The organism is Pseudomonas anuradhapurensis (assembly GCF_014269225.2).
Taxonomy (GTDB): domain Bacteria; phylum Pseudomonadota; class Gammaproteobacteria; order Pseudomonadales; family Pseudomonadaceae; genus Aquipseudomonas; species Aquipseudomonas anuradhapurensis.
Genome location: NZ_CP077097.1, coordinates 435,203 through 451,269, shown reverse-complemented (window position 1 = coordinate 451,269; position 16,067 = coordinate 435,203). Strand labels below are relative to the sequence as shown.

The window sequence follows — 16,067 nt, the reverse complement described above, 5'->3', positions numbered from 1 at the left end:
TCCTACTCCAACGGAATGGCCACGCTCAGGCTGGTGCCTTCGCCCGGTTCACTGTCCAGCGCCATGCTGCCGCCCAGCATCAGCACCCGTTCACGCACACCTACCAGGCCAAACGACGCAGGCCGGGGCTGGTCGCGGCGAAACCCTTGCCCATCATCGCTGACGGTCAGGCGCAATTGCCCGTGCTCATGCACCAGTTCGATCTCCACGCTGTGTGCCTGGGCATGGCGCATCACATTGGTCAGCGCCTCCTGGAGAATACGGAACAGCCCAGTGGCCTTGGCATCGCTCAATGCTGGCAGATTATCCGGTACTTGTACCAGGCAGGGGATTTGCGTGCGCGCCTCGAAGCGCCGCGCCTGCCACTCGATGGCCGAGGCAATGCCAGCATCGAGGATCGGTGGGCGCAGGGCGGTGGCCACATCGCGCACCAGCTGGAACAGCTGGGCGATCAGGCGCTTCATGCTGTCCAGGCGCTCGTGCAGGCCCGGGTCCAGTCCAGCGAAGGCCAGTTCGCACATCGACACTTCCAGCTTGAGCACGGTCAGCATCTGCCCCAGCTCATCGTGCACTTCGCGGGCGATGCGGGCCTTTTCTTCCTCGCGCACGCTCTCCAGATGGGCCGACAATTCGCGCAGTTGCTCCTGGGACTTGGCTAGCGCCAACTCGGCCCGCTTGCCCTGGGTGATGTCCCACACCACGCCATCCCAAACCACCCGGCCATCAACCAGGCGCCGGGTACTGGCCTTGATGTCGGCCCAGCGCTGTTCGCCCTGACGGGTGAGGATACGCCCCTGCCAGGACCAGTCCTGATCGCTGGCCAGGGCCAAGTCCTGTACCCGGTGGTAATCGGCACGGTCGTCGGGGTGCACCAGGTTGCGCAGGCCCATCTGCGGGTGCTGGATCTCGCTGGGCGCATAGCCCACCAGCGCCTCGCTGCCCTCGCTGATGTAGGGGAACTCCAGGTCACCCTCGGCCGGGTCGCGTTCGAGGCGGAACACCAGCCCCGGCACGTTGCCGGCAATCCCCTTGAGCCGCGCCTCGCTTTCGCGCAGCGCCGCCAGGGCGCGGTGGCGCTCGGTGACATCGGCGAGGTAGACCACCAGGTACTCGGAATCACGAAAGCGCAGGAAGCTCAGCGACAATTCCACCGGCAGCAGGCTCTGGTCGGCCCGCCGGCAATGCGTTTCAAACTGGCCGACACCCACCTCGCCGGCGCGCGCGCCCTTCCATAGCTCGAGCCAGCGATCCATGGTCAGGTTGGGCTCGAAGGTGCTCAGCGGCCGTTCCAGCAGCTCGCCTTCGCCATAGCCGAGCATGCGTTCGGCGGCATGGTTGGCATAGCGTACATGGCTGTCCCAGTTGACCCAGAGGATGCCCACGGTGCTCTGGTCAATGGCGAACTGGCTCAGGCGCAGCGCTTCTTCGCGGACCTGTCGCTCTGCCAGGGTTTCCCGCGTGGCCAGCAGGCTGCGCTCCAGCTGGCGCTGCTGTCGGCGCTGCCATACCAGGGTGGCCAGCGCGCACAGCAACAGCATGGCGGACAGCAAGGCCAGGTTCTGCCAGAAGCCGGTCGACTCGCTCAGGCGTGGGTACTTCGGTTGCAACCAACGCTGGTGCAGTTGCTCCAGCTCCTTGGCCGGCAGCGCCTGCAGGCCACGCTCGAGCACATCGGCCAGCAGCGGCCAGTCGCGCCGCGAACCGATGCGCAGCAACTGCGGCAAACCGATGTCGCCGACCACTGCCAGCTCGCCGAACTCGCTCTCGCGGGACAGGCGGCTGAGCTGGGCTTCATCCAGCACCGCGAAACTGGCCTGGCCGCCCACCACCAGCTGCAACGCCTCGCGCTCGTTGGGCACCCCTTGCAGGTTGAGGTTGTTGTAGTTGGCGCGCAGGTAGTCCGCCAGCTGGCTGGGCATGCGTACCGCCACACGCTGCTCGACCTCGAGTCTTTCCAGCTCCACGGCCATCGCCCCGGTGCGTGGCCCGACCACCAGTTGCGGTACACGCATGTACGGGTCGCTGAACAGCCACAGGCGCAAGCTGGCCGGGGTCTGGGTCAGGCCCGGGGCAAAGTCGATCTCCCCCGCCTGCAGGGCGTGCTCAAGGCTGGCCTGGTCAGCGAAATTGCGCCAGGTCAGGTCCAGCTGCAGCGCTTGCGCCAGGCTACTGACCAACTCGACATTGGCCCCATAGAGTTGCTGCAGACGTCGGTCGAACTGCGCGTACGGTGCCTGCAGCACCAAGCCCACGCGCAGGCTGCGATGCGTGTCCAGCCATTGCTGCTGGGCAGGCTCCAGCACTACCGAGGGCAGCGCCTCGGGCCTGGCCAATGCAATCAAGGGCAGCCATAAACAGCCGATAACCAACAGGCGACGCACTCGCTTCATCTACACGCTCGTCTTGGCAAAGGCGGCCATGCAGCATGGCCGTCACGGGCAAATACTATTAGGCTGCCGGTATCATTCTGGCCTTGGGTTGACTCATGTCCACACTTTATCGCACGACGCTGGCAATGTGCTGCCTGGCCTCGTTCCTTCCACTCGGCGCCTTGGCCGCCGATGCCGAACAACCACCTGTCACCAACGAGGCCCCGGCTGCTCCAGCCCCGCGTCCGCCGTTGCTGGAGCGTAGCCAGGAGGACGCCCAGGCGCTCGAACGGCTGGTGCCCAAGGCCGAGCAACAGACGCTGCAAGGCGGCGCCGACAGCTTCCTTGCACTGTGGAAACCGGCCAACGACAGCGACCCGCAAGGGGCTGTGATCATCGTGCCCGGCGCCGGTGAAACGGCGGATTGGCCAAACGCGGTCGGTCCGCTGCGGCGCAAGTTCCCCGATGTCGGCTGGCACAGCCTGAGCATCAGCCTGCCCGACCTGCTGGCCGACAGCCCGCAGGCGCGGGTCGAAGCCAAGCCGGCGGCCAAGCCAGCGCCAGAACAGGGCGAAAGCGCCCCGGCCAAGGACTTGCCAGCCGATGCCAACGCCAATGTCGCCCAAGCCACTGCGGCCGATGCCGACACGGCAGAAAGCACTGATGCCGCACAGGCCAGCGAGCAAACCGACCCGGCCGATGCCGCGCGCATCTTCGCGCGCCTGGATGCTGCAGTGGCCTTTGCCCAGCAGCATAACGCTCGCAGCATCGTGCTGATTGGCCATGGCAGCGGCGCGTATTGGGCGGCCCGCTACCTGAGCGAACAGCAGCCACCGCAGGTGCAAAAGCTGGTGCTGGTGGCTGCACAGACACCGGCGCGGGTGGAGCATGACCTGGAAAGCCTGGTTCCCATCCTGAAAGTGCCCACTGCCGACATCTACTACGCCACCCGCAGCGCCGACCGCAGCGCGGCCGCGCAGCGCCTGCAGGCCAGCAAGCGGCAGAAGGACAGCCAGTACCGGCAGTTGTCGCTGATTGCCATGCCGGGGAACAAGGCAGCGGAACAAGAGCAACTGTTCCGCCGGGTGCGAGGGTGGATGAGCCTGTAGGAGCGGCCTTGCGTCGCGAAAGGGCCGCAAAGCGGCCCCCCTGCGGTATCAGTTGCGAAGCTGGCCACTTGGGGCCGCTGCGCGCCCCATCGCGACACAAGGCCGCTCCTACATGTACCGCGCAGGCTTTTACAGGCCGCGCCGCTTGCGGATCATGGCATAGGCCTGGTGCAACTCGCGGGTGCGCTCGGTCGCTTCACGCAACTGTGCCTCGCTCGCCCCCGTGCCCGCCAGCTTGTCCGGATGGTGGCGGCTGACCAGCCGCCGATAGGCCTGCTTGATCTTGTCGCCTTCGGTGTCCGCCTCGACTGCCAGCAGCCTCAGCGCAGCCGCGTAGGTCATGGGTACCTCACGGGCACCGGCAGCCCTGCGCGGCTCGTACTCCAGCGACATGGCCTGGACCTGGCGCCGGCTCAGGCCCAGTTTGTGCCCCCATTCCAGCAGCAACTCGCGCTCCTTGTTGCCCATCTTGCCGTCGGCCCAGACCATGCGCCAACAGGCCCGCAAGGTGCCTTCCGCCGCATGTGGCTGCTGGCGGATACGCCGCAGGTGCCCACCCAGCCGGTCCTTGCCTGCCTTGCCGCGGTTGAACGCGGCAATCGCACGCAGCCGGGCTTCTTCGGCCAGGTCCAGGCGCACCATTTCCTGACGCGCCTGCTGGATATGCTGCTCGGCCACCCGGCCATCGCACTTGGCCAGGCGACCGAGCATCACGAACAGCAACTCGTCATCCTGCAAGGCCGGGCGCCCGCCCAGGCGTTCGCGCAGGTCTTCCCAGCCCTGCAAACGCAGGCGGCGGTCAATGAACTGACCGAGCAATGCGCCGAGCAAGGCACCGGGGATGCTGGCAACGGCAAAGCCGGCACCGGCGCCAATCACCGTGCTTGGCCACCACATGTCAGGCACGCTCGCCGATCAGGCGTTCGGCTTCGGCCAGGCGCTCGAGGGTTCCCACATCCACCCAGTGCCCGCGGTAGTGTTCGCCACTCACCTGCCCTGCTGCCATGGCCTGGCGCAGCAGCGGCGCGAGCTTGAAGGCACCCGGTTGGCAGCCCTCGAACAGCGCCGGGTGTAACACCGAGAGGCCGCTGAAAGTCAGCGTGCCAGGGGCGTCATCACCATCCACCACCTTGCCGCCCACCAGGCGGAAATCGCCACGGCCATGGTGGCCCGGGTTGTCGACCAGCACCAGGTGAGCCAGGCCTTGCACGGGAGACTGCAGGTGCTTGAAGTCATAATCGGTCCAGACATCGCCGTTGACCAGCAGGAACGGCGCGTCGCCCAGCAGTGGCAATGCCTTGAAGATGCCACCGCCGGTTTCCAGCGGCTCGCCCTCGGGCGAATAGCGGATGCTCAGGCCGAAGCGACTGCCATCGCCCAGATGGTCTTCGATCTGCTGGCCAAGCCAGGCATGGTTGATCACCACCTCGTTGACGCCCGCCGCCGCCAGGGCGCGCAAGTGATACTCGATCAGGGGCTGACCCGCGACCGGGACCAACGGTTTGGGTGTATGCAGGGTCAGCGGGCGCATGCGCTCGCCTTTCCCTGCCGCCAGGATCATTGCCTTCATGCACGCGCTCCGGCCTGCAACTCGGCAATCAGTTCGCCCAGCTCCGCCAATTCGGGCCGGCGACCGATCACTTCTTCTATATAGGCGAAGAAACGCGGCACGTCGCCCAGGTAGCGCGGTTTGCCATCGCGATGGCAGATTCGGGCAAAGATGCCGATCACCTTCAGATGGCGCTGCACCCCCATCAGGTCGCTGGCGCGCTGGAATGCCTCGAAGTCAGCCTGCACCGGGATACCGGCAGCCCGCGCCTTTTGCCAGTAATCACGCAACCAGCCTTCGACCCGCGCCTGTGGCCAACTGACGAAGGCGTCCTTGAACAGGCAGGTGATGTCGTAGGTGACCGGGCCATACACCGCGTCCTGGAAGTCCAACACGCCGGGGTTGGGCGTGCTCTGCATCAGGTTGCGCGGCATGTAGTCACGGTGCACCAGCACCTTGGGCTGGGCCAGGGCGCTGTCGATCAGCAGCTGGCTGACACGCTGCCAGGTGGCTTGCTGGGCGTCACTGAAGGTCTGGCCAAGCTCACGCCCCACGTACCATTCGGGGAACAGCTCGACTTCGCGGCGCAACAGGGCGTCGTCGTAGCTCGGCAGCGGCGCTTCCATCGGCAGGCGCTGGAAGGCCAGCAGGGCGTCGATGGCATCGCTGAACAGGCTATCGGCGTTGTCGGCATCGATGATGTCGAGGTAGGTCTGGTGGCCCAGGTCGCCCAGCAGCAGGAAGCCGCGTTCCAGGTCCTGAGCGTGAATCAGCGGCACGTGCACGTCGGCGCTGGCCAGCAGGTGGTCAATGGCGACGAACGGTTGGCAATTCTCCTGTGGCGGGGGCGCATCCATGATCACGAAGCTGTGCCCAGCGCCCTGCCAGCGGAAATACCGACGGAAGCTGGCGTCGCTGCTGGCCGCGGTCAGGCTGCCTGCGGGCACTTCGCCCCAGGCGTTTCTGTGGAAAAGATCATTGAGCTGCTCATCGAGCCAGACCGTCAGTTGTTGCAGGCGTACATCGTGTTCAGGCATTACAAGGGTCTCCGACGGCCCTAGCCGTCAAGCGGGTCATGCTTTATTATCCAGCATCTTTTTCAGACCATCGAGAGGCGTGCGGCCCCACACGCGGGCAGATGGCACGCAGGAAGCCCGGACTAATAAGATGGCATTGAAATCCCCCGCGTTTCGTAGAAAGTTTCCGTTGCTGGTAACCGGCGGTCTGCTGGCCCTGCAACCTCTGGCCACGTCGTACGTGGTGGCAGCCGAACAGTTCGACTGCCAAGTGTCCGCCTCCGGTGGTTGGGACTGCAAGCCCAAGACCCCAGTCAACAACCTGCCGCCGCGCCCGGTGCATGAGGGTGCTGCCGTCAGCGCCGGCACCGAAGCCGCGAACGAAGGCGAAACTGCGGACCGGCCGATGCTGGTCACCGAGGCCAAGGGCCGCGCCCTGAAGTCGCGCAGCGAAGACTACAGCCACCTGGACTGGGTACCGCGAGAAAAGCTCACTGCCGCGCAGCTGGCCGAAACCGGCCCGTACTGTGGTGGCGCGTACATCGAGCCAACCCGCCCGGGCATGGCCGACACCACGCCGAAGGATGAGTCGCCGACCTACATCAATGCCAAGGTATCCAAGTACCAGCAGGAGCAGCAGATCGCTACCCTCGCCGGTGACGTGGTGATGCGCCAGGGCAGCATGCAGGCCGAGGCCGACGAGGCCAACCTCTATCAGACCGAAAACCGTGGCGAGCTCAAGGGCAACGTCAAGATCCGTGACAACGGTTCGCTGGTAGTCGGTGACGAGGCGCAGATCCAGCTTGACACTGGCGAAGCCCAGGTCGACAACGCCGAATACGTGATGCACAAGTCGCACATCCGCGGCAGTGCCCTGTACGCCAAGCGTGGCGAAAACGCCATCATCCGCCTCAAGGACGGTACGTACACCACTTGCGAACCGGGCAGCAACGCCTGGCAGCTGAAGGGCAACAACATCACCCTTAACCCGGCCACCGGCTTCGGTACCGCGACCAACGTTACGCTGCGGGTCAAGGATTTCCCGGTGTTCTACACACCGTACATCTACTTCCCGATCGACGACCGTCGCCAGTCCGGCTTCCTGCCGCCATCGTTCAGCAGCACCAGCGACACCGGCTTCATGCTGGTCACGCCGTACTACTTCAACCTGGCACCGAACTACGACGCCACGTTGTACCCGCGCTACATGACCAAGCGCGGCCTGCTGATGGAAGGCGAGTTCCGCTACCTGACGCCTTCCAGCGAAGGCCAGTTCGGTGGTGCGTACCTCAACGACAAGAACGACGACCGCAAAGACCAGACTGACTACAAAGAACAGCGCTGGATGGTCAACTGGCAGCACAAGGGCGGGCTGGACGAGCGCCTGATGACCGAGGTGGACTACACCGACATCAGCGATCCGTTCTACTTCCAGGACCTGGAGTCCGACCAGATTGGCGTAGAGTCCAAGGACTTGCTCAATCAGCGCGGCGCACTGACCTACCGTGGCGATAATTACCAGGCTCGCCTGAACGTGCACGCCTACGAAATGGCTACCATTTCGAAGATCACGCCGTATGATCGCCTGCCGCAGCTAACTCTTAACGGCATGTTGCCGTATCACCCAGGCGGTTTCGATTTCAGCTACAAGACCGAAGCCGTGCGCTTCGATCGCGATCTGAAGACCGGCCCTGTGTTCAACGAAGACGGGCAGCTGGACACCACGGCCGGTGCCGACGGGCGACGCCTTGATGAGAACATATTCGGCCTCGCCAGGGCCAACGGCACTCGCCTGAACCTCGCACCGTCGATCAGCCTGCCGTTGGACGCCAGCTACGGCTATATCAAGCCGAAGCTGACCTACATGTACACCAAGTACGACCTGGATCTGGACAGCGAAGGTAAAGCCGACCTGGCTGGCGCCTCGCAAACCACCCGTGACCTTCGTGGTGACTTCTCGAGCACCCAGAACCGTGACATCCCGATCTTCAGCGTCGACAGCGGCTTGTACTTTGACCGCGACACCTCGCTGTTCGGCACCAACTATCGCAATACCCTTGAACCGCGCCTGTTCTACCTCTACGTCCCGTACAAGGACCAGGTGGACATCCCGCTGTTCGACAGCGGTGAATCGCTGTTCAGCTACGAGTCGCTGTTCCGTGAAAACCGCTTCAGCGGTACCGACCGCATCGGTGACGAGAACAAGCTGTCGCTGGGCGTGACTACCCGCTGGATCGAAGAGAACGGTTTCGAGCGCCAGAACTTCAGCATCGGCCAGGCGTACTACTTCAAGGATCGCAAAGTCCAGCTGCCGGGTATCGACTACCGCACCCGCGCCGACTCGCAGTCCGACGTGTCGCCTTACGCGCTGCTGTACAACTACTACTTCAACCGCGACTGGCGCTTCAATTCGACCTACAACTGGGACCCGGACACCCGCAGCCCACGCTCGGGCAGCGCGATGTTCCACTACCAGCCTGAAGACAACCCGAACAAGGTGGTCAACCTCGGTTATCGCTACCGTAACGACACCATCGCCTACGACTCCACGACCGGTACCTGGAAAGTGGGCGGCGGCGACTATGGCACCCCGGGCAGTCCTAACTACGTGAAGGACTACTACAAGATCCAGCAGCATGACTTCTCGGTCATCTGGCCACTCGTTCCGCAGTGGAGCGTCATCGCGCGCTGGCAGCATGACTACAACCGCAACCGCACCCTGGAAGCCATGGGTGGTTTCGAGTACGACAACTGCTGCTGGAAGCTGCGCCTGATCAACCGTTACTGGATCGACTACGACGACTTCAGCCAGGCGCTTCCGCAGAACGAGAAAGGCGACCACGGCATCTTCCTTCAGATCGTCCTGAAGGGCCTCGGTGGTGTCGTCGGCAACAAGGTCGAATCTTTCCTCGACCAAGGCATTCAAGGTTACCGTGAACGTGAAGACCAAGCTTATTGATCGACTGCGCCCAGCGCTGCTGGGCGTCGCATTGCTGAGTGGCGCGGTGCATGCCGCGGTACAACCTCTTGATCGCGTGGTGGCCATCGTCGACAACGACGTGGTCATGCAAAGCCAGCTCGACCAGCGCGTCCGCGAAGTTCAGCAAACCATCGCCAAGCGCGGAGGCGGCATGCCGCCTGCCGGCGCGCTGGACCAGCAGGTACTGGAGCGCCTGATCGTCGAGAACCTGCAATTGCAGATCGGCGAACGCTCCGGCATCCGCATCACCGATGAAGAACTGAACCAGGCGATCGGCACCATTGCCCAGCGCAATGGCATGTCGCTGGACCAGTTCCGTGCCGCCCTGGCCCGCGACGGCCTGTCGTTCGACGACGCCCGCGAGCAGGTCAAGCGCGAGATGATCATCAGCCGCGTGCGCCAGCGTCGTGTGGCCGAACGCATCCAGGTGTCCGAGCAGGAAGTGAAGAACTTCCTCAACTCCGACCTGGGCAAGATGCAGATGTCGGAAGAGTACCGCCTGGCCAACATCCTGATCCCGACGCCGGAAGCGGCCAGCTCGGACGATATCCAGAAGGCTGCACGCAAGGTCGGTGACCTGTACCAGCAACTGCGCCAGGGCGCCGATTTCGGCCAGATGGCGATTGCCCACTCGGCCAGCGAAAACGCCCTGGAAGGCGGTGAGATGGGTTGGCGCAAAGCCGGCCAGCTGCCACCGGACTTCGCCAAGATGCTCAGCAGCATGCCGGTGGGTGAAATCACCCAGCCGATCCGCATCCCCAACGGCTTCATCATCCTCAAGCTCGAGGAGAAGCGCGGCGGCAGCGAGAACGTGCTGCGTGACGAAGTGCACGTACGCCATATCCTGATCAAGCCGAGCGAAATCCGCAGCGAAGCGGCCACCGAGCAACTGGCCGAGCGCCTGTACGAGCGCATCAAGAACGGCGAGGACTTCGGCGAACTGGCGAAGAGCTTCTCGGAAGACCCGGGTTCCGCGCTCAACGGTGGCGACCTCAACTGGGTCGACCCGAACAGCCTGGTACCGGAGTTCCGCGAGCAGATGGCCAACGCTACCCAAGGCGAAGTCACCCGTCCGTTCAAGACCCAGTACGGCTGGCATGTCCTCGAAGTGCTGGGCCGCCGCGCCACCGACAGCACCGAGCAGGCTCGCGAACAGCAGGCCATGAACGTATTGCGCAACCGCAAGTACGACGAAGAGCTGCAAACCTGGCTGCGCCAGATTCGCGACGAAGCCTACGTTGAAATCAAGCTGCCTGGCGCTGACCAGGCCGCCCCGTGAAGCCCCTGCGCTTCGCCGTCACCCCCGGCGAACCAGCCGGCATAGGTCCCGACCTGTGCCTGCTGCTCGCCGCAGACGCCCAGCCCCACCCCCTGATTGCCATCACCAGCCGTGACCTGCTCGCCGAGCGGGCCACCCAGCTGGGGCTGGCCGTCAAGCTGTTGCCGGTAGCGCCGGGCCAATGGCCCGAGCAGCCCGCACCGGCGGGTAGCCTGTACGTCTGGGACACGCCCCTGGCGGCCCCGGTAATTCCTGGCCAGCTCGACAAGGCCAATGCTGCGTTCGTGCTGCAAACCCTGACCCGCGCCGGGCAAGGCTGCCTGGACGGGCACTTCGCCGGGATGATCACCGCGCCCGTGCACAAGGGCGTCATCAACGAAAGCGGCATCGCCTTCTCCGGGCATACCGAATTCCTTGCCGAACTGACCCACACCGCACAAGTGGTGATGATGCTGGCCACCCACGGTCTGCGCGTCGCCCTGGTGACCACCCACCTGCCGCTGCGCGACATTGCCGACGCCATCACTGCCGAGCGCGTCGAACGTGTGACCCGCATCCTGCACGCAGACATGCGTGACAAGTTCGGCATTGCCAACCCGCGCATCCTGGTGTGCGGCCTCAACCCGCACGCGGGTGAAAGTGGCCACCTGGGCCGCGAGGAAATCGACATCATCGAGCCGACCCTGGCCCGCCTGCGCACCGAGGGCATGGACCTGCGCGGGCCGCTGCCGGCCGATACCCTGTTTACCCCCAAATATCTGGAGCACTGCGATGCGGTGCTGGCGATGTATCACGACCAGGGCCTGCCGGTACTCAAGTACAAAGGCTTTGGCGCAGCCGTGAACGTTACCCTGGGCCTGCCGATCATCCGCACGTCGGTTGACCACGGCACCGCCCTGGACCTTGCCGGCACTGGCAAGGTCGACACCGGCAGCCTGCGCGTCGCGCTGGACACCGCCTACCAGATGGCCGAGAACCGACCATGAACGAGCAATACCAACACCGGGCGCGCAAGCGCTTCGGCCAGAACTTCCTGCACGACGCCGGCATCATCGACCGCATCCTGCGTGCCATCAACGCCAAGGCTGGTGAACACCTGCTGGAAATCGGCCCGGGCCAGGGCGCCTTGACCGAAGGCCTGCTGGGCAGCGGCGCACAGCTGGACGTGGTGGAACTGGACAAGGACCTGGTGCCGATCCTGCAGCACAAGTTCGCCAACCGCAGCAACTTCCGCCTGCACCAGGGCGACGCCCTGAAGTTCGACTTCAACCAGCTGGGCGTGCCAGCGCGCAGCCTGAAGGTAGTAGGCAACCTGCCCTACAACATTTCCACCCCGCTGATCTTCCACCTGCTCAGCCATGCCGGGCTGATCCGCGACATGCATTTCATGTTGCAGAAGGAAGTGGTCGAGCGCATGGCCGCCGGCCCTGGCGGTGGCGACTGGGGGCGCTTGTCGATCATGGTGCAGTACCACTGCCGTGTGGAGCATCTGTTCAATGTGGGCCCAGGTGCCTTCAACCCGCCACCAAAAGTGGATTCGGCCATCGTCCGCCTGGTACCGCACGAAGTGCTGCCGCACCCGGCCAAGGATGCAAAGCTGCTGGAGCAGGTGGTACGCGAAGCCTTCAACCAGCGCCGCAAGACCCTGCGCAACACCATGAAAGGCCTGCTCGACAGCGCGGCCATCGAGGCTGCGGGTGTGGACGGCAGCCTGCGCCCTGAACAGCTGGACCTGGCGGCCTTCGTGCGCCTGGCTGACCAACTGGCCGATCAGCAAGCCTGATTCAGCCTGTACCGGCCTCTTCGCGGGTAAACCCGCGAAAGGGCCGGGATTGACAACAAAGCCCTCAACCCCCCACACCGCTGGCCCTCCCCCCGCTCAATGGCCTAGACTGCATTACTGCGTCAGTTTTCCCAAGGCCCTTGCATGTCCGACCCCCGCTATCAGATCGACGTCAGCGTCGTGACCCGCTACCTCAAAGAACAATCCGACCCCGAAAACAGTCGTTTCGCTTTCGCCTACACCATCACCGTGCAGAACAACGGCTCGCTCAACGCCAAGCTGCTGTCGCGCCACTGGCTGATCACCAACGGTGACGGCGAGGTCGAGGAAGTACGCGGTGCCGGCGTGGTCGGCCAGCAGCCCAACATCGCCCCCGGCCAGAGCCACACCTACAGCAGCGGCGCCGTCATCAGCACCCGCGTAGGCACCATGCAGGGCAGCTACCAGATGTTCGCCGAAGACGGCAAACGCTTCGATGCCCAGATCGCACCCTTCCGCCTGGCGGTGCCCGGGGCGCTGCACTGATGGCTACCTACGCTGTCGGGGATCTGCAGGGCTGCCTGCAGCCACTCAAGTGCCTGCTCGAACGCGTCAGTTTCGACCCCGCCGTCGACCGCCTGTGGCTGGTCGGCGACCTGGTCAACCGTGGCCCCGAGTCGCTGGAGACCCTGCGTTTCCTGTATTCGATCCGCCAGTCGCTGGTCTGTGTGCTGGGCAACCATGACCTGCACCTGCTGGCCGTCTGGCATAACGTCGAGCGCCTGAAGAAAAGCGACACCCTGCGCGAAATCATCGAAGCGCCCGACGCCGACCTGCTGTTCGACTGGCTGCGCCAGCAAAAGCTGCTGCACTACGACGAGCCCCGTGGCATTGCCCTGGTCCACGCCGGCATCCCACCGCAATGGACCTTGGGCAAAGCCCTGGCGCTGGCCGGTGAAGTCGAAGAGGTGCTGCGAGACGACAGCCGCCTTAAGCAGTACCTGGACGGCATGTACGGCAACGAACCGAACAAGTGGAGCAAGAACCTCTGCGGCGTCGAACGCCTGCGGGTCATCACCAACTACCTCACACGCATGCGTTTCTGCACCGCCGAGGGCAAACTCGACCTCAAGAGCAAGGAAGGCCTGGACACCGCCCCCAAAGGCTACAAGCCCTGGTTCGCCCACAAGGAGCGCCGCTCACGCCACGTGAAGATCATCTTCGGCCACTGGGCGGCCCTGCTGGGCCAGGTTGACGAACCCGGCATCATTGCCCTGGACACCGGCTGCGTATGGGGTGGCGCCATGACCCTGTATAACGTCGACAGCGGCGAATACCACCGCTGTGACTGCGCCGACGACGGCACCCTGCGCCAACCGGCACAACCCACTACACTCAACGACCACACCTGAAGGAAGTAGTACCCATGAGCGAATTCAAGCGCATCCCTCCCGAGCAGGCCTTGGAGCTTCGCAAGCAACCAGGTGCGGTGGTCGTCGACATTCGCGACTCCCAGGCTTTCGCCGCCGGCCACATTACCGGTGCCAAGCATCTGGATAACCATTCGGTCGCCGAGTTCATCCGCAATGCCGACCTCGATGCCCCGACCCTGGTGGTGTGCTACCACGGCAACTCCAGCCAGAGCGCCGCAGCCTACCTGGTCAACCAAGGGTTCTCCGACGTTTACAGTGTCGACGGCGGCTTCGAGCTGTGGCGCGCCACCTACCCGGCCGAGACCGCCCAGGGCGCTGCCGAATAAATTTTTCATCTACACTGCAGCCCGCGCCCTGTGCGGGCTCGCGCCTTATCTGACGAACGGTCGTTCGCAACTTCTCCATCCCTCGCCCTTGACCTTGCGGATAACCAACTATTCTTAAGCGCAGGCCATCCAGAAAAAGGGGAGAGCCGGTACACCGGCGTGCGGGTCATCGGTAGCGTTACAGGGTGTTTGGGGGGTATACAGCAATCGGCAACCCGGTTGCGTGCCAGCATCAGCTGACTGATCCGGCGTCGTCTCAACGTATCGAGCGAGGTGACGTCATGAGTATTTTTAGCCACTTCCAACAACGTTTCGAGTCAACGCGCCAGGAAGAATTAACGCTGCAGGAGTACCTCGAGCTGTGCAAAGAGGATCGCAGTGCCTACGCATCGGCGGCCGAACGCCTGTTGCTGGCCATCGGTGAGCCAGAGCTGATCGACACCTCTACCAACTCCAGGCTGTCGCGTATCTTCTCCAACAAGGTCATCCGCCGCTATCCGGCGTTTGCCGACTTCCATGGCATGGAAGAGTGCATCGACCAGATCGTCTCGTACTTCCGCCATGCCGCCCAAGGCCTGGAAGAGAAGAAGCAGATCCTCTATCTGCTGGGCCCGGTGGGCGGCGGTAAATCGTCGCTGGCGGAAAAACTCAAGCAGCTGATGGAAAAGGTTCCGTTCTATGCCATCAAGGGTTCGCCGGTGTTCGAGTCGCCCCTGGGGCTGTTCAACGCCAGCGAAGATGGGGCGATTCTCGAGGAGGAATTCGGCATCCCCCGGCGCTACCTGAACACCATCATGTCGCCCTGGGCCACCAAGCGCCTGCAGGAGTTCGGCGGTGACATCAGCAAGTTCAAGGTGGTCAAGCTGTACCCCTCGATCCTCAACCAGATCGCCATTGCCAAGACCGAACCGGGTGACGAGAACAACCAGGACATCTCGGCCCTGGTCGGCAAGGTGGATATCCGCAAGCTCGAGGAATTCCCGCAGAACGACGCCGACGCCTACAGCTATTCGGGTGCGCTGTGCCGGGCCAACCAGGGCCTGATGGAATTCGTGGAAATGTTCAAGGCACCGATCAAGGTCCTGCACCCGTTGCTCACTGCCACGCAGGAGGGCAACTACAACAGTACCGAAGGCCTCGGCGCCATCCCCTACTCCGGGATCCTCCTGGCCCACTCCAACGAATCGGAGTGGCACACCTTCCGCAACAACAAGAACAACGAGGCGTTCATCGACCGGATCTACATCGTCAAGGTGCCGTATTGCCTGCGCGTCAGCGATGAGATCAAGATCTACGACAAGTTGCTGGTCAACAGCTCGCTGGCCAAGGCCCACTGCGCCCCGGACACGCTGAAGATGCTGGCCCAGTTCACCGTGCTGTCGCGCCTCAAGGAACCGGAAAACTCCAATATCTACTCGAAGATGCGGGTGTACGATGGGGAAAACCTCAAGGACACCGATCCAAAGGCCAAGTCGATCCAGGAATACCGCGATGCCGCAGGCGTCGACGAGGGCATGAACGGCCTGTCGACCCGCTTCGCCTTCAAGATCCTGTCCAAGGTGTTCAACTTCGACCCGCACGAAGTGGCCGCCAACCCGGTACACCTGTTGTATGTGCTGGAGCAGCAGATCGAGCAGGAACAGTTCCCTGCCGAAGTGCGCGAACGCTACCTGCGCTACCTCAAGGAGTACCTGGCACCGCGCTACATCGAGTTCATCGGCAAGGAGATCCAGACTGCGTACCTGGAGTCCTACAGCGAGTATGGGCAGAACATCTTCGACCGCTACGTGCTGTACGCCGACTTCTGGATCCAGGACCAGGAATACCGCGACCCGGAAACCGGCGAAATCCTCAACCGTATCGCCCTCAACGAAGAGCTGGAGAAGATCGAGAAGCCGGCCGGCATCAGCAACCCGAAAGATTTCCGCAACGAAATCGTCAACTTCGTGCTGCGTGCCCGGGCCAACAACAACGGCAAGAACCCGAGCTGGCTGAGCTACGAGAAGCTGCGGGTGGTGATCGAGAAGAAAATGTTCTCCAACACCGAGGACCTGCTGCCAGTCATCAGCTTCAACGCCAAGGCCAGCAAGGAGGACCAACAGAAACACAACGACTTCGTCACGCGCATGGTGGAGCGTGGCTACACCGACAAACAGGTTCGTCTGCTGTCGGAATGGTACCTGCGGGTCAGGAAATCGCAATAAAGCGGCAAGCTACAAGCCGCGAGCTCCAGGCTGCACGGCG

13 protein-coding genes are annotated in these 16,067 nt (G+C 63.5%); 9 read left to right on the top strand and 4 right to left on the bottom strand.

The window, feature by feature from the left end:
- Positions 1-2 precede the first annotated feature (2 nt).
- On the bottom strand, positions 3-2,390 hold the full coding sequence (locus HU763_RS01985; RefSeq protein WP_186690130.1) for a PAS domain-containing sensor histidine kinase: 2,388 nt from the start codon (positions 2,388-2,390) through the stop codon (positions 3-5).
- Positions 2,391-2,485: 95 nt separating this feature from the next.
- Between HU763_RS01985 and HU763_RS01980 the strand changes: the two genes are divergently transcribed.
- Complete coding sequence (locus HU763_RS01980; RefSeq protein ID WP_186690132.1) at positions 2,486-3,478, top strand: alpha/beta hydrolase family protein; 993 nt, start codon at positions 2,486-2,488, stop codon at positions 3,476-3,478.
- 129 nt (positions 3,479-3,607) lie between these two features.
- Here HU763_RS01980 and HU763_RS01975 read toward each other — a convergent pair whose 3' ends face one another.
- From HU763_RS01975 to HU763_RS01965, 3 genes are read right to left on the bottom strand one after another with little or no spacing between them, the layout of a single operon-like run.
- Complete coding sequence (locus HU763_RS01975; protein WP_186690134.1) at positions 3,608-4,375, bottom strand: TerB family tellurite resistance protein; 768 nt, start codon at positions 4,373-4,375, stop codon at positions 3,608-3,610.
- Between the two features lies 1 nt (position 4,376).
- Positions 4,377-5,048 carry an N-acetylmuramate alpha-1-phosphate uridylyltransferase MurU gene (murU, locus tag HU763_RS01970; RefSeq protein ID WP_186690137.1) on the bottom strand — a complete coding sequence of 224 codons (672 nt, stop codon included), beginning with the start codon at positions 5,046-5,048 and terminating at the stop codon, positions 4,377-4,379.
- Positions 5,045-6,064: an aminoglycoside phosphotransferase family protein gene (locus HU763_RS01965; RefSeq protein WP_186690139.1), complete on the bottom strand. Its 1,020-nt coding sequence runs from the start codon at positions 6,062-6,064 to the stop codon at positions 5,045-5,047. The genes murU and HU763_RS01965 overlap by 4 nt, the downstream gene beginning before the upstream one ends.
- 130 nt (positions 6,065-6,194) lie before the next feature.
- Between HU763_RS01965 and HU763_RS01960 the strand changes: the two genes are divergently transcribed.
- From HU763_RS01960 to HU763_RS01925, 8 genes are all read left to right on the top strand, one after another.
- A complete protein-coding gene (locus HU763_RS01960) occupies positions 6,195-9,002 on the top strand; it encodes an LPS-assembly protein LptD (RefSeq protein WP_186690141.1) in 2,808 nt (935 codons plus the stop codon).
- Positions 8,983-10,302 (top strand): peptidylprolyl isomerase SurA, encoded by a 1,320-nt coding sequence (gene surA / locus HU763_RS01955; protein WP_170027954.1) that lies wholly within the window; start codon positions 8,983-8,985, stop codon positions 10,300-10,302. Before HU763_RS01960 ends, surA begins: the two co-directional genes overlap by 20 nt.
- A complete protein-coding gene (gene pdxA, locus HU763_RS01950; protein WP_186690143.1) occupies positions 10,299-11,288 on the top strand; it encodes a 4-hydroxythreonine-4-phosphate dehydrogenase PdxA in 990 nt (329 codons plus the stop codon). Before surA ends, pdxA begins: the two co-directional genes overlap by 4 nt.
- On the top strand, positions 11,285-12,085 hold the full coding sequence (gene rsmA, locus HU763_RS01945) for a 16S rRNA (adenine(1518)-N(6)/adenine(1519)-N(6))-dimethyltransferase RsmA (RefSeq protein WP_186690145.1): 801 nt from the start codon (positions 11,285-11,287) through the stop codon (positions 12,083-12,085). Before pdxA ends, rsmA begins: the two co-directional genes overlap by 4 nt.
- Positions 12,086-12,229: 144 nt before the next feature.
- Positions 12,230-12,610: a Co2+/Mg2+ efflux protein ApaG gene (gene apaG, locus HU763_RS01940; protein ID WP_186675034.1), complete on the top strand. Its 381-nt coding sequence runs from the start codon at positions 12,230-12,232 to the stop codon at positions 12,608-12,610.
- A complete protein-coding gene (locus HU763_RS01935; RefSeq protein WP_186690147.1) occupies positions 12,610-13,476 on the top strand; it encodes a symmetrical bis(5'-nucleosyl)-tetraphosphatase in 867 nt (288 codons plus the stop codon). The genes apaG and HU763_RS01935 overlap by 1 nt, the downstream gene beginning before the upstream one ends.
- A 14-nt stretch (positions 13,477-13,490) precedes the next feature.
- Positions 13,491-13,823, top strand: coding sequence for a thiosulfate sulfurtransferase GlpE (gene glpE, locus HU763_RS01930; RefSeq protein ID WP_186690149.1), 333 nt, complete (start codon positions 13,491-13,493; stop codon positions 13,821-13,823).
- 281 nt (positions 13,824-14,104) lie between these two features.
- Positions 14,105-16,027, top strand: coding sequence for a PrkA family serine protein kinase (locus HU763_RS01925; RefSeq protein WP_170027948.1), 1,923 nt, complete (start codon positions 14,105-14,107; stop codon positions 16,025-16,027).
- Positions 16,028-16,067: the final 40 nt, after the last annotated feature.

Bases quoted from the DNA above. Each gene is read 5' to 3' on its own strand.
- HU763_RS01985 (WP_186690130.1), bottom strand. From the start codon at position 2,390: ATGAAGCGAGTGCGTCGCCTGTTGGTTATCGGCTGTTTATGGCTGCCC.
- HU763_RS01980 (WP_186690132.1), top strand. From the start codon at position 2,486: ATGTCCACACTTTATCGCACGACGCTGGCAATGTGCTGCCTGGCCTCG.
- HU763_RS01975 (WP_186690134.1), bottom strand. From the start codon at position 4,375: ATGTGGTGGCCAAGCACGGTGATTGGCGCCGGTGCCGGCTTTGCCGTT.
- murU (WP_186690137.1), bottom strand. From the start codon at position 5,048: ATGAAGGCAATGATCCTGGCGGCAGGGAAAGGCGAGCGCATGCGCCCG.
- HU763_RS01965 (WP_186690139.1), bottom strand. From the start codon at position 6,064: ATGCCTGAACACGATGTACGCCTGCAACAACTGACGGTCTGGCTCGAT.
- HU763_RS01960 (WP_186690141.1), top strand. From the start codon at position 6,195: ATGGCATTGAAATCCCCCGCGTTTCGTAGAAAGTTTCCGTTGCTGGTA.
- rsmA (WP_186690145.1), top strand. From the start codon at position 11,285: ATGAACGAGCAATACCAACACCGGGCGCGCAAGCGCTTCGGCCAGAAC.
- apaG (WP_186675034.1), top strand. From the start codon at position 12,230: ATGTCCGACCCCCGCTATCAGATCGACGTCAGCGTCGTGACCCGCTAC.
- HU763_RS01935 (WP_186690147.1), top strand. From the start codon at position 12,610: ATGGCTACCTACGCTGTCGGGGATCTGCAGGGCTGCCTGCAGCCACTC.
- glpE (WP_186690149.1), top strand. From the start codon at position 13,491: ATGAGCGAATTCAAGCGCATCCCTCCCGAGCAGGCCTTGGAGCTTCGC.
- HU763_RS01925 (WP_170027948.1), top strand. From the start codon at position 14,105: ATGAGTATTTTTAGCCACTTCCAACAACGTTTCGAGTCAACGCGCCAG.